The following is a 13,330-nucleotide window of genomic DNA, read 5'->3' as shown; positions in this document are numbered from 1 at the left end:
ACAATACAAAGATGGAACCTTGCTTTTAGGCCTAAAACGAAAACAGGACAGACCCGGATATTAACCGGATGGACAGCAGTTTCGCACCGACGAACGGGAGTGCCTATGCCCGCGGCTGGTGTCAGGGTTTTGTGAAACAAGCCCTTCGCCTACCACGTTATGCAATACAAGCCAAGCCCAACGCCTATGACTGCTCATTCCTTCTTACTTGCCTCGCTACTGTTACTGTCGGGCTGTGGCCGGGGGCAAAACACCCGCCAAACCGACAATACCAACACAACGGGGCCTGACTCGGCCACGGCCTACACAACCAAAAGCCCGGCCTACGACGGCACCGGGCGGGTATATATGGGCCGCGAAATTGCGCAGGTAATGGGCCACCTGGGGGCCGACTGGCTGGAACGCCCCGAACGCCAGCAGGAAGAACGCACCGACCTGTTACTCACCGCCCTGGCCCTGAAACCCACCGACGTAGTGGCCGACATTGGCGCAGGAACAGGCTTTTTTAGCTTCCCCATGGCGCGGGTAGTGCCACAGGGCAAGGTACTGGCCGTTGATATTCAGCCCGAAATGATTGAGTACCTCAACGCCAACAAAGCCAAAAACAAAGCCCCCAACGTGACGCCCATCCTGGGCACCATCACCGACCCCAAACTGCCTGCCAACACCGTCGACCTGGCCCTGATGATCGACGCTTACCACGAGTTCTCGAACCCCCGCGAAATGGGTGAGGCGCTAGTGCGGTCGTTGAAACCCGGCGGGCGCATTGTGCTGGTGGAGTACCGCGCCGAAGACCCCAACGTGCCCATTAAAGAGCACCACAAAATGACCGAGGCGCAGGCCGTGAAAGAGATGAAGGCACTAGGCCTGAAACTGCTCAAAAACGATCCCCGCCTCCCCCAACAGCATATTTTGATTTTTGGGAAGTAGGGGCGGGGCATACCCGAATCGGTCGTGGCCGCCTCTACAGCTGCGAAAACCGCTTTTTTCCCCGCAGGAAATATTGCCAGATGATGCTCTTCGGATAGAGCGACACAGAAGTTTTGGCGGTGGCCAGCAGGGCTTTGCGTTTGGGCGAAAACTTGTTCAACAGCCTGTAGAAGGCAAAATGTGCCCGGATGATGGCCCAGATAGCCGCCCATTCGCCTCGCAACAACAGCGGCCCCGCCGAGATGCCATCGACAACCAGCCGGATTAATAGCAGCGGCCACAGGCTGGAGCCGGGCAGGTTTTTATAGAGCATCAACAGGCTGTTGCGGTAGTTCAGGAAAGTTTTGTGGGGATTAGTTTTGGCCAGCGTACCCGCACCTACGTGGTGTACCACAGACTGCCCGCAGGTCCACACCTCATGACCCAGCCGCTGCACCCGCCAGCACCAGTCTATCTCTTCCATGTGGGCAAAGAAGTCTGCGTCGAAGCCCCCTGTTTGGTGGAACATATACGACCGCACAAACAGGCACGCGCCGGACGCCCAGAACACCCGTCGGTCGTCATCATACTGGCCGTGGTCGGTTTCGGTGGTGTCGAACAGGCGGCCCCGGCAGAACGCAAAGCCCAGCCAGTCGAGGTAGCCCCCGGCGGCACCGGCATATTCAAACTGAGTGGGGTTGTGGTAGGCCAGAATTTTAGGCTGGCAAGCCACAGCAGCAGGGTGCGCCTCAAACAGGTCTATCACGGGCCTGATCCAGCCGGGCGTAACGGCCACGTCTGAATTCAGGAGGCAATAATATTCAGCATCAATCTGCTGCAGGGCGGCATTGTAGCCTCCGGCATAGCCTTCGTTGGTGGGCAGTTCCAGAATCCAAACGCTCGGAAAATCACTGCGCAGCATCGACACCGACCCGTCGGTACTTGCGTTATCGGCTACCCAAACGGTGGCCCCTTCGGCGTTGGCCAGCACCGACGGCAGAAACCGCGACAAAAAGTCCTGTCCGTTATAGTTCAGAATAACAATAGCCAGATCGGGAAGGGAAGTCATCAGCTTACGGTGTCAGTAGCCATTAAGACACAAAACATCAGCCATTGGTCATCTGTTCTGGTCAACCCTTTCCCCTATTAACGCATATGACTAACCAGCTACCCCATCAGGTTGCCCAGGTCCATGCCGGGTATGTTCGGCAGCAGGCCCTCAGTAGCCTTGCGGATGTGGTCTTTAATAAGCGGCTCCACGTTGTCCATAGCCTTGTTGGTGGCGGCCACAATCAGGTCCTGCAACATCTCGCGGTCATCGGCGGGGTTGTCTCCGGCCTTCATCAGATCGGGGTCGATCTGGATTTTTACGAGTTGTTTTGTGCCGTTGACGGTGGCCCGTACCAGCCCCGCCCCCGACTCGCCGGTAGCTGTGAGGGTGTTCAACGTTTCCTGGGCCTCTTTCATGCGGGACTGAACTTCCTTCATCTTCCCCATCATGCCCATCATATCTCCTAGGTTACCAAACATAGTAGTGCTATTTTAACAGACAACAAGCCGAGAACCAGGCATGTTTCTTACCGAATCAAAAGTACGCGACCTGTGCGTACGTAGGTTTGGCCTTTCAGATCTTTGATTTCCACCCGGAATGTATAATAGCCCGTGGGCGCAGCCGAAGCATCGGTTAATAAGCCATTCCAGCCCGTCGATTTAGGGTCAGTGGTGTTGAACAGCACCTCACCCCATCGGCTGTAGATAGTCATCGAAAACGTGTCCCAGAAGGCCCCTTTGGCCATAAAATCGTCATTGGTACCATCGCCGTTGGGCGAAAACGCGTTGGGCAAAAACAGCTTGGGAGCCAGCAGAACCAGTATGGGGTTGGAATAGCTCTCTACACCGTTCTTGTCGTAGGCCACAATCTGGTAGGTATACGTCTGGGTATCTGTCTGGTTGGGGTTTGGCTCCCAGCGGGTGTTGCCGCCCACGTCTATCTTGTCGGAAAGACCGGTGGTGGGGTCAATCTTGATGACCTGATACCCGGCTACGCTGGAGGCCGAAAAGGGCGACAACGCCGTCCAGGTCAGGGCATTGTTATCAGGCGTAGTCAGGTGTACTGTGCAGGATGGGGCCGTATAGTCGGATGTGACACCGCAATTATTCTGGATGGCCGTCCGGTAGCAGTAGCTCTGCGCGGCGGAGTTGGCCGTCTTGTCGGTATAGTTACGGTCGGTGCTTACCTGGCCAATGGGTGTGAACGGCCCGCCGGGGCCATCGGCGCGGGTCACGAGCAGCGTGTAGGCCGTGGGCACGGTGGCGGGCAGCGAGGCCTGTAATTTCACTCCGTCGCCTTCTACTGACACAAACGCTTTGGTGGGCGGCTTGGGTGGTTCGTTGTTCTTCCCCACTACGCAAACCGGGGCCGACCGCACAATGGTCGAGGCCGTGTTGAAGCTGAGTTCGGCTGAGTAACAGTAATTTACCCCACATTGAATGCCGTTGGCGTCGGTAAAGGGCGAACCCGTGGCGCTACCCAGTGGGGCACTATTCCGGGTCATGCGGTAGAAACGGGGTTTGTCGGTGCCAGAGTAGGCGGGCCAGGTTACGATGTTTTGCTTATCGCCTGCCGAGACACTCAGGGGAACGCTGCACACCCCCGCCGACTTCAGCTCGGCACCGCCGCAGGCATCCTGCACGCCCAGTTGAAAGCAATTCATGTTGGCAGCAGGTACACCATTTATCGTAAACGTGCCCCCGCCGGTGGCGGCCGTCTGCCCCGTCGGCACGTAATTACCCGACCCATCGCGCTGATACAGCGTCACCGTGGCCCCCGCCGAAGCTTGGTATTTCAGTTCCACGCTGGTGGCCGACGAGTTCAACTCCTGAACAGATACACTGGAAGCCGCCGTATTCTGCACCGATACTGACTGAATACTGGCTGAACCCGTGCAGGCACCGATGTAGGAACCCACTACGTTGATGACCGGGTTACTCGCGCTGGGGTAGGTGTGTACCGGGGCAATGAAACTGCCCGTATTGCCCGACAGTGGCACCTCGGTAGGGGGCAGGCCATCGCCCCAGTTGATCGTGAGCTTATCGTAACGGGCCGTTTCGGCATCCAGGGTATAGCTCAGCGTGGCTTTTCGGCCGGGGCAGATGACTACGCTGTAGGCCACAGGCTTAACGGGGAGCACCTCGATCACTTTGCAGGCTACGGCGTTAGTGCCAGCACTGCTACCCACCTGCAAAATGGTGTATGAACCAGGCTTGCCGTACGTGTACTTTGTAACCTGCGAAAAGGTCTGGCCGCTAACGAGCGGCTTACCGTCGTAGTCGAAGACGTAACCTACATTGGTTAGTGTGGCTACTGTATTGACCACCGTAACCGGCGCGGTAAGGCAAGTACGGGCCGGGGCCGTAAACCCACCGCCCTGCGCGGCCCTATCGCAAACACTCTGCGCATGGCCAGATAAGGAATTGATTACCAGACACAACCAGCAGAGTAAAACGGGTAGTGGCCGGTTCCAGAAAAGTAGCACGGAATGTATCAGTGTTTCGTATGAAAAGAATCGAATGGCCTGCATGACTAACGCAAAATCCGCCGTTTTCGCGTCCGACGAAACGTATCTTCGCCAGACGTAGTTTTACCCAAAACGTCGCTTCCCGGTATTCAACGACTAAAGACCGGCAAAAAAAGGGCCAAGCTTGGCGCTATCCGACGTGACTATGCTATGAACAAAGATACTGCCATAATCCGCTTGGACCGGGTTGAAGACGCCATTACCGATATACGCGACGGAAAAATTGTACTGGTAGTTGACGACGAAGACCGAGAAAACGAAGGCGACATGATCTGCGCCGCCGAGTTGGTCACCCCCGAAATGGTCAATTTTATGACCAAAGAAGGTCGCGGTCTTATGTGCGCGCCCCTCACCAACGAACGTTGCCACGAACTGGGCCTGGAAATGATGGTGGGCAACAACACCTCCGTACACACTACGCCCTTTACCGTCTCGGTCGATCTGCTGGGCAACGGTTGTACCACAGGCATTTCGGCTTCTGACCGCGCCAAAACCATCCGCGCCCTCGCCGACTCGGCCACTACGCCCGAGGATCTGGGCCGTCCGGGGCATATTTTCCCACTGCGGGCCGTAGATGGTGGCGTGATCCGTCGGGCGGGGCATACCGAAGCTACCGTAGACCTGGCGCGGCTGGCGGGACTGAAACCGGCGGGCGTGCTGATTGAGGTGCTCAACGAAGATGGCACTATGGCGCGGCTCCCCCAACTACGCGAGATTGCCGATAAGTTTGGCATGAAACTCATTAGCATTCAGGACCTTATCAGCTATCGCCTCCAGAAAGAAAGCCTGATCCGCCGCGAAATTGGGGTAGACATGCCCACCGACTACGGCCATTTCGACCTGATCGCCTACCGGCAAAAAGACACCGAAGACACCCACCTTGCCCTGGTAAAAGGCTCCTGGGCGCCCGATGAGCCGGTGCTGGTGCGCGTCCACTCGTCGTGCGTGACGGGCGATATTTTCGGCTCGTGCCGCTGCGACTGCGGCGGACAGCTGCACGCCTCTATGGAGATGGTAGAGAAAGAAGGCAAAGGGGTAGTGCTTTACATGTTTCAGGAAGGGCGCGGCATTGGGTTGATCAACAAGCTAAAGGCCTACAAACTTCAGGAAATGGGCCGCGACACCGTGGAAGCCAACCTGGAACTGGGCCTGCCTATGGATGCTCGCGACTATGGTGTAGGCGCACAAATTCTCCGCGACCTGGGCATCCGCAAACTCCGGCTGATCTCCAACAACCCCAAAAAACGCGCGGGCCTCATGGGCTACGGCCTCGAAATAGTAGACACGGTGCCAATGGAAATAACCTCCAACCCACACAACATCAAATACTTACGAACCAAGCGCGACAAAATGGGCCACACCATTCTGAACGAAGAACAAGGCGTGTAGGGAAGTTCAAGGTTCAAGGTCTAATGTCTAAAGTTGCTTCGCGCTCGTAATGGTTGAGCGCGAAGCAACTTTAGACATTAAACCTTGAACTTGTTTTCTTGAAAGCGCAAAAAGCCTGATTCACAGTGTGAATCAGGCTTTTTGCGCTTTCAAGAAAACGTTAGTATTCGTCTTCGTTGAAGAAAAAATCGTCTTTGGTAGGGTAATCGGGCCAGATCTCTTCGATACTTTCGTAGGGCTGACCGTCGTCTTCCAGTTCGTGGAGGTTTTCGACCACTTCCAGCGGGGCACCCGACCGGACCGAGAAGTCAATCAATTCATCTTTGGTGGCGGGCCAGGGGGCATCTTCAAGGTAAGATGCTAATTCAAGTGTCCAGTACATAGTAGACTCAGATCTGATTAAATGTCTTTTTTTCGAGGCTGCAAAAGTATAAAAATTTGCTTTCGCAATACGTTGCTCCGATTCTTTTTGGGAGGCTGTCTTTTAGCAGGTTAAGCCATAAACGGTTGCCTAGTGGCAATGTTATAAAAACTAACCATATTTTGTACAGTTAACCGATAAACAGGTATCTCAACCTGGCTCAGCCCTTTCGTTATGAAACAAGTTCTCAAGAACGAACACATCCGTTTAGTCATCAACCACCAGGGTGCCGAGATGACTTCGCTCATTAACCTGGCTACCCAAACCGAACACCTCTGGCAGGGCGATCCGGCCATTTGGCCCTGGCACGCGCCCAACCTGTTTCCCGTAGTAGGCGGTCAAACCAATGACCAAATCATAGTCGACGGGCAGGCGTACCCCATGAAGCGCCACGGTTTTGCCCGCAATTCAGAATTTATCAATACCGAATGCACCCCCACCTACGCCTCGTTTGAACTCCGGTCGTCGCCCGAAACGAAGGCCATGTACCCCTATGATTTCATCTTTGACATCATCTACGAACTCGACGGGCCGGACGTGATTATCGAATACAAAATCCGTAACACGTCAGATACGAACATGTACCTGTCGCTGGGAGCGCATCCGGCGTTTAATGTCCCCTTTGCTCCTGGCGAAGACTATACCGACTACTATATTGAATTTGAGCGTGACGGCTCATTAGAAACAAGCCTGCTGGGTTCTGACGGGCTGCTTTCGGGCGAAAAGGGGCGCATTCATCTGGAAGAACGCCAACTGAACCTGACCCCCGATCTGTTCAACAATGACGCGCTGGTACTGCTGAGCCTGAAATCGCGGAAAGTAAGCTTGTGCAGCCGCAAAAACGACCACCGTGTCACCCTCGAATTTGGCATGTTTCCTTACCTGGGCATCTGGGCCAAGCCCGGTGCGCCGTTCGTCTGCATTGAACCCTGGCTCGGCGTGGCCGACACCGCCAACCGCCCCGTACCCATCGACGGTAAACAGGGTATCCACCGCGTTACCCCCAAAACCAGCTTCATCGCGCACTATTATTTGGGCGTGGTGTAAAAATGTTTACCGTCTTCTGTTGCTTCGCGCCCTAGGCCCCTCGACTGCGCTCGGGGTGACAGGCAAGTAGAGCAATTATCTTAAGTTGATTCAAAGTTGTGTCACCCCGAGCGCAGTCGAGGGGCCTAGGACGCGAAGCAACAGAAGACGGTAAACATCATTTCGTCAATTCCTTAAACAACGCTTCCAACGAGGCTTCCTGCTGGCGTAAGCCAATGAGGGTCAACCCTTTGTCGGCGGCGAGACGGAAGAGGGCGGCGCGGACGTCGGTGCCGGGCTGAGCCGTGAGGCGGTATTGGCCCTTGCCCACGGGCGCTACGGAAGTAATGCCAGGTACGTTGCTGAGTAGTGTAGCATCGGGCAGGTCGGTTTCAAATTCGGCCAGGAGGGTAAGCGCACCTGCTTGTTGCGAACGGAGTTCGGCCAGGGAGTTATTAGCTACCAATTGGCCTTTGTTGATGATCACGACCCGGTCGCAGAGGGCTTCTACTTCCTGCATGATGTGGGTGGAAAAGAGCACCGTTTTGTCCCGACCCACCTCCCGAATCACAGCCCGAATATCGGCTAGCTGATTGGGGTCCAGGCCCGTAGTAGGCTCGTCAAGGATAAGTACGGGCGGGTTGTGCAGGAACGCCTGCGCCAGCCCTACCCGCTGCCGGTAGCCTTTGGAAAGCTGCCCGATAAGTTTGCTCCGTTCGGCACCAAGGCCCACCAGATCAACTACGTCGGCTACGCGCTGCGTGAGCGTGCGTCCGCCCATGCCGTGCAGCGACCCTGCAAACCGCAGGAACTCGGTCACGTACATATCCAGGTAGAGCGGGTTATGTTCGGGTAGGTAGCCTACACTCCGGCGCACGGCCATGGGGTCGGTCAGGATGTCGTGGCCGGCCACGGTGGCGGTGCCGCTGCTGGGAGTCAGGTAGCCCGTCAGCATTTTCATCGTGGTCGATTTACCGGCTCCGTTTGGCCCCAGAAAGCCCACAATTTCGCCTGGCTGCACCGAAAAAGAAACGGCATCGACGGCCCGCTGGGCGGCATAGGTTTTACTCAACGCGTGTACCTGAATAGACATAGATTAGCTAGGCGGAGGCGGCCCTGTTGTTGGCCCGACTGTGGAGAAGAGCGAGTGGCCGAGGGGCAAAAAACCGCAAACTCTACCTATTTTTAACGATTCATTGGCAAAAAAAGTCAGCCGCCACCCACCTTCTCTGTTCATGAGCGATTCTCTCTTCCGTAAAAAGACCGTAGCCCAAATTCTCGACGACGCCGCCACGGGCGAATCCAGCAAGCTCGTGAAAACGCTGGGTGTGCGCGACTTAACCTCGTTTGGCATTGCGGCCATCATTGGCGCGGGCATCTTCAGCACCATCGGTCTGGCGAGTTATAACGGCGGGCCGGCGGTGTCGCTGCTGTTTGTGTTCACGGCCATTGCCTGTGTGTTTACGGCTCTCAGCTACGCGCAGTTTGCCAGCACGGTACCCGTCAGCGGCAGTGCCTACACCTACGCCTACGTGGCTTTCGGCGAACTATTTGCCTGGGTCATCGGCTGGGCACTCATCCTCGAATATGCCGTTTCCAACATGGTGGTGGCCATATCGTGGTCCGAATACTTCACCTCGATGCTCAGCGGATTTGGCATCACGTTCCCCAAATACTTCGCCACCGACTACGGCTCGGCCCACCGTGCCTGGGAGCTGATGCAACAGACAAAACAAGCCGGCACCGCCCTCAGCACCCTCCCCGAAAACACACAGCTGCTGGCCAAAGCCTGGACCGATGCCCCCACGCTAGGCGGGTTGCACATCATTGCCAACCTGCCCGCCGGGGCCATCACCGTGCTGATTACAGCGCTGGTGTATGTGGGCATTAAAGAATCACGGACGGCCAGCAACATTCTGGTGGTGCTAAAACTGGCCGTAATTGGCTTGGTCATTGGGGTGGGGGCGTTCTACGTGAAGCCCGCCAACTGGAGTCCGTTTGCCCCCAACGGCATGGCGGGCGTACTCAGCGGCGTGGCGTCGGTGTTCTTCGCCTTCATTGGTTTCGACTCTATCTCGACTACCGCCGAAGAGTGCAAAAACCCCCAGCGCGACCTGCCCCGTGCTATGCTCTATTGCCTGGCCATCTGTACCGTTTTATACGTGCTAATCACTTTGGTATTAACAGGCATGGTGAATTACAAGGAGTTAGGCGTGAGCGACCCGCTGGCCTACGTATTCCAGAAAGTGAATTTGGATTTTGTGGCAGGTGTGATTTCGGTCAGTGCAGTGGTGGCGATCACGAGTGCGCTGCTGGTGTACCAGCTTGGGCAGCCCCGCATCTGGATGACCATGAGCCGCGACGGCCTGCTCTGGAAACGGTTCTCTACCATTCATCCCAAGTACAAAACGCCTTCCTTCGCCACTATCGTGACGGGCTTTCTGGTGGCACTCCCGTCGCTGTTCATGGACCTCAAATTCTTCGTCGATCTTACCAGCGTGGGTACGTTTTTCGCCTTTATTATGGTCTGCGGCGGCATCCTGTTTCTGGACGCGAAAGGCCTTACGGCCCAGTCTAAATTTAAGGTGCCGTATATCAACGGCAAGTACATTATCGGCATCGCTTTTGTGGCGGCGTTTGCCTACGCGCATGGGCTGCACATAGCCGGAATGGCCAACGAAAAGCCCCTGCTGATCGTTTTTTGGGCTATCTGGCTGGTGTTGGCTGTGCAGGGGTTTCGCTATAACTTCTCGCTGTTGCCTGTCATTGGCGTGCTTACCAACCTCTACCTGATGACCGAACTGGGTGCCAGCAACTGGCAGATTTTCGGCATCTGGCTCATCATCGGCCTAGCCATTTACTTCTCCTATGGCTACCGCAAAAGCAAGCTGGCGAAGGCCTGAACAAGATGCCTGTTAGCAAACGTTATTGTTAAAAAAGCAGCACCATGAAAATTACGATAGAGACTGATAATCAAGCCGAGCTGGACCAGCTCATGAGGTGGTTAGAGGAGCATAATTTTCTGGAAAAAATCCAGATTGCCAAGCCTGAAAAGCCCCAATTGCCAAACATTCAGAGAGGCGACAAAAGTGTAGATCCGAGGGGGCTTGAAGGGATGTGGAAAGACAACCCACGTACCCTTGAAGGCATTCGGAAAGCAGCCTGGGGGGATCGATTATGATTCTCTGCGATACAAACATCTTCATCAACTACTTGAATAATGATGAGGCAACGATAAATGCATTCGATAGCATTGGCCGGGAAAATATAGCTATTCCTTCTATTGCTGTCATGGAATTGTATCGAGGTATGCTCAATAAGCAGGAACTAGTGCGTATGAAACGATACGTACTTTTTTATGAGACAGTACATGTGAATCAAGCGGCTTCTGCCCAGGCGATCTTTCTTTTAGAGCAATTTAGGCTAAGCCACAACTTACAGATTCCCGATGCCCTTATCGGCGCGACTGCTATTACGAACAATTTGCCCTTGTTTACCTATAATGTCAAGGATTTCAGCTTTATGCCTGGTCTGACTTTATACAACCCCGCCACCCCATGAACTACCTTTTCCTAGCCCTCTCCTTCTTCATCACTATGCCCACTTTTGCGCAAGACACTACCTACGCTGAGCGGCTGGGGTTTCCGCGGGGCAAAAAAGTGATTGTGTTGCACGTGGATGATGCGGGCATGAGCTACGAATCAAACCGGGGGGTTATACGGGCCACGGAAGAAGGCATTGCCAACTCCACCAGCGTGATGATGCCCTGCGCGTGGGTGCCGCAGTTTATGGCCTACGCAAAAGCCCACCCCAAGCTCGACGTGGGTATTCACCTGACCATGACCAGTGAATGGGCCAACTACCGCTGGGCGCCGCTAATTGGCCAACCCGCCGGAAAAGGCCTTATCGATGCACAGGGGGCGTTTTGGCCGTCCGTAGCCGAGGTCGTTACCCACGCCAGCCCCGACGAAGTGGAAGCCGAAATGCGGGCGCAGATTGCGCGGTTCCGGGCGTTTGGCCTGGAACCCACCCACCTGGATTCGCACATGGGCACGCTGTTTCAGGTTAAGTTTTTGATGCGCTACGTGAAAGTGGCTAGCGAGGAAAAGATCCCAGCCCTGTTTCCCGGCGGTCATGCGGCGCTGGTGTCGGCCGACATGAAACTGCCCGAAAGCCAGCGGCAACTGGCCCGGCAAGTGGGAAAACAGCTCTGGAAGGCCGGGCTGCCCGTTTTTGATGACCTCGACGGTAGTAGCTACGGCTGGACGTTACCCAACAACAACGCCGACCCCGCCGCCCTGCGCAAGCTGAAAACCGAAAAATTCATTGATCTGCTGAACCGCGCCCAGCCCGGCCTGACCTACGTGATCATGCACTGCACGGAGCCATCGGCCAACTTTATCCAGATTAGCAACTCCGGCCCCACGCGCCACGGCGACCTACTCGCCATGCTCGACCCGGCCCTGAAAGCGTACATCCAAAAAGAAGGTATCATCGTCACCACCTGCCGCGAACTGATGGAGCGGCGGAAAGGAAAATAAAGGACGTTGGCTATTGGATGCTGGACGTTGGATTTGTGCCCCTTCCTTTGTCTAACATCCGGTGTCCAACATCCAATATCCAGCTTATGAAAATCAGTCTAATAGCCGCTATGGCGCAGAATCGGGTGATCGGGAAAGACAACGATCTGCCCTGGCATTTACCCGACGACTTTGCTTATTTCAAGCAGAAAACGGGTGGCCATGTGATCATTATGGGTCGGAAGTCGTTTGAGGCGTTGGGAAAACCGCTACCCAAACGCACTAATATTGTCGTTACCCGGCAGGCAGATTTTCAGGCCGAAGGTATCACTGTAGTGCCCTCACTGGAGGCGGCGCTCGACGTGGCCCGGCCTGTTGAGGCGCGGGCCGAACACCCGGAAGGCGGTGTTGCCGAGATTTTTGTGATTGGCGGAGCCGAAATCTACGCCCTCGCCCTGCCCGTGGCTGACCGGATCTACCTGACCGAAGTACAGAAAGCCTATGATGGCGATACCCGTTTCCCGGAATTTGACTGCACCGTCTGGCACGAAAGCTCCCGCCAGCACCACCCCGCCGACGACCGCCACGAAACCGCGTTCGATTTTGTGGTGTATGAGAAATAGTCGTAAGTCGATAGTCGTAAGTCTGGAAAGCCGTTCTAGTGTTGCTGACGCCTGAGCATAAATGGGCCGCACCGGCGGACCGGTCAGCAACACTAGAACGGCTTTCCAGACTTACGACTATCGACTTATGACTCCCTACCGACTGATTTCCAGTACTTCAAATTCGATTTTGCCGGCGGGGATCGTGATTTCGGCGGAGTCGCCTACTTTCTTGCCCAGCAGGCCTTTGCCAATGGGTGAGCCTACCGAAATACGACCCATTTTCAGGTCGGCTTCTTCTTCCGATACCAGCGTGTAGGTGACCACCATACCGGTCTTCTTATTCTTGATCTTCACGTTCGACAGCACCGATACCTGCGACGTATCGATAGACGACTCGTCGAGCAGGCGGGCGTTGGCAACCACCTCTTCCAGTTTCGAGATTTTTAGTTCGTGCAGCCCCTGCGCATCTTTGGCGGCATCATATTCGGCGTTTTCGCTTAAGTCGCCTTTATCGCGGGCTTCGGCAATCTGGTGGGCAATGGCAGTACGACCTTTGGTTTTAAGCTCGTTCAGTTCAGCCTTGAGGCGCGCGAGGCCCTCTTCGGTGTAATAATTAATCTTTGACATAATGAGTTGGTGTCAGGAATTTGATGCGCGGCTGGGGCATAAAAAAAGAACGGCACACCAGCCGTTCTGCAAGCAATTTAGTTTGTTTTGCAGCCCAGTCAGGATGACCGACGAATCGTGGTGTTAACAGTCCGTTTTCGCATGTGATCGGATGGTGTATAGACAAATGTACAACTTTCGACGGGCTTTTGTCAACCCCTCTACGCCCCTCTGAGTGAATGGTCGGCTTAAATAGTCACGCCAAAACAACGACCC

Annotated in this window: 14 protein-coding genes; 8 read left to right on the top strand and 6 right to left on the bottom strand. The window is 55.2% G+C overall.

What is annotated here, in order from left to right; genetic code table 11:
• The first annotated feature begins 186 nt into the window (after positions 1-186).
• Entirely contained in the window at positions 187-930 is a 744-nt protein-coding gene (locus J2I48_RS14445; RefSeq protein WP_207336179.1) for a class I SAM-dependent methyltransferase, read from the top strand.
• 34 nt (positions 931-964) lie between these two features.
• Here J2I48_RS14445 and J2I48_RS14440 read toward each other — a convergent pair whose 3' ends face one another.
• The 3 genes from J2I48_RS14440 to J2I48_RS28560 all read right to left on the bottom strand — a co-directional run bounded on the left by J2I48_RS14440 (position 965) and on the right by J2I48_RS28560 (position 4,445).
• Positions 965-1,978, bottom strand: coding sequence for a glycosyltransferase family 2 protein (locus tag J2I48_RS14440; RefSeq protein WP_207336178.1), 1,014 nt, complete (start codon positions 1,976-1,978; stop codon positions 965-967).
• A gap of 98 nt (positions 1,979-2,076) precedes the next feature.
• Complete coding sequence (locus J2I48_RS14435; RefSeq protein WP_207336177.1) at positions 2,077-2,439, bottom strand: YbaB/EbfC family nucleoid-associated protein; 363 nt, start codon at positions 2,437-2,439, stop codon at positions 2,077-2,079.
• 47 nt (positions 2,440-2,486) lie between these two features.
• Positions 2,487-4,445, bottom strand: a complete 1,959-nt coding sequence (locus J2I48_RS28560; RefSeq protein ID WP_207336176.1) for a T9SS type B sorting domain-containing protein — start codon at positions 4,443-4,445, stop codon at positions 2,487-2,489.
• A gap of 192 nt (positions 4,446-4,637) precedes the next feature.
• On the opposite strand from J2I48_RS28560, the gene J2I48_RS14425 reads away from it, so the two are divergent.
• Complete coding sequence (locus tag J2I48_RS14425) at positions 4,638-5,876, top strand: bifunctional 3,4-dihydroxy-2-butanone-4-phosphate synthase/GTP cyclohydrolase II (protein WP_207336175.1); 1,239 nt, start codon at positions 4,638-4,640, stop codon at positions 5,874-5,876.
• Between the two features lie 160 nt (positions 5,877-6,036).
• On the opposite strand, the gene J2I48_RS14420 is transcribed toward J2I48_RS14425, so the two are convergent.
• Entirely contained in the window at positions 6,037-6,258 is a 222-nt protein-coding gene (locus J2I48_RS14420; RefSeq protein ID WP_207336174.1) for a DUF2795 domain-containing protein, read from the bottom strand.
• A 213-nt stretch (positions 6,259-6,471) separates the two neighbouring features.
• Here J2I48_RS14420 and J2I48_RS14415 point away from each other — a divergent pair, with 213 nt between their 5' ends.
• Positions 6,472-7,344: an aldose 1-epimerase family protein gene (locus tag J2I48_RS14415; RefSeq protein WP_207336173.1), complete on the top strand. Its 873-nt coding sequence runs from the start codon at positions 6,472-6,474 to the stop codon at positions 7,342-7,344.
• Positions 7,345-7,501: 157 nt separating this feature from the next.
• On the opposite strand, the gene gldA is transcribed toward J2I48_RS14415, so the two are convergent.
• On the bottom strand, positions 7,502-8,416 hold the full coding sequence (gene gldA / locus J2I48_RS14410; RefSeq protein WP_207336172.1) for a gliding motility-associated ABC transporter ATP-binding subunit GldA: 915 nt from the start codon (positions 8,414-8,416) through the stop codon (positions 7,502-7,504).
• Positions 8,417-8,558: 142 nt separating this feature from the next.
• Between gldA and J2I48_RS14405 the strand changes: the two genes are divergently transcribed.
• The 5 genes from J2I48_RS14405 to J2I48_RS14385 all read left to right on the top strand — a co-directional run bounded on the left by J2I48_RS14405 (position 8,559) and on the right by J2I48_RS14385 (position 12,466).
• Positions 8,559-10,226 (top strand): amino acid permease, encoded by a 1,668-nt coding sequence (locus J2I48_RS14405; protein ID WP_207336171.1) that lies wholly within the window; start codon positions 8,559-8,561, stop codon positions 10,224-10,226.
• Between the two features lie 44 nt (positions 10,227-10,270).
• Positions 10,271-10,504: a hypothetical protein gene (locus tag J2I48_RS14400; protein ID WP_207336170.1), complete on the top strand. Its 234-nt coding sequence runs from the start codon at positions 10,271-10,273 to the stop codon at positions 10,502-10,504.
• The gene (locus tag J2I48_RS14395; protein ID WP_207336169.1) at positions 10,501-10,884 is read left to right on the top strand and encodes a type II toxin-antitoxin system VapC family toxin; all 384 of its coding nucleotides are present in this window, start codon (positions 10,501-10,503) and stop codon (positions 10,882-10,884) included. Before J2I48_RS14400 ends, J2I48_RS14395 begins: the two co-directional genes overlap by 4 nt.
• Positions 10,881-11,864, top strand: a complete 984-nt coding sequence (locus J2I48_RS14390) for a polysaccharide deacetylase family protein (RefSeq protein WP_207336168.1) — start codon at positions 10,881-10,883, stop codon at positions 11,862-11,864. The genes J2I48_RS14395 and J2I48_RS14390 overlap by 4 nt, the downstream gene beginning before the upstream one ends.
• An 86-nt stretch (positions 11,865-11,950) precedes the next feature.
• The gene (locus tag J2I48_RS14385) at positions 11,951-12,466 is read left to right on the top strand and encodes a dihydrofolate reductase (protein WP_207336167.1); all 516 of its coding nucleotides are present in this window, start codon (positions 11,951-11,953) and stop codon (positions 12,464-12,466) included.
• 135 nt (positions 12,467-12,601) lie between these two features.
• Here the strand turns inward: J2I48_RS14385 and greA are convergent, their stop codons facing one another.
• Positions 12,602-13,075: a transcription elongation factor GreA gene (gene greA, locus J2I48_RS14380; RefSeq protein WP_207336166.1), complete on the bottom strand. Its 474-nt coding sequence runs from the start codon at positions 13,073-13,075 to the stop codon at positions 12,602-12,604.
• Positions 13,076-13,330 lie beyond the last annotated feature (255 nt).

Origin of the sequence: Fibrella aquatilis (assembly GCF_017353255.1) — a bacterium.
Lineage (GTDB): Bacteria > Bacteroidota > Bacteroidia > Cytophagales > Spirosomataceae > Fibrella > Fibrella aquatilis.
The sequence above is the reverse complement of the archived record's forward strand: the minus strand, read 5'-3'. Positions and strand labels throughout refer to the sequence as shown.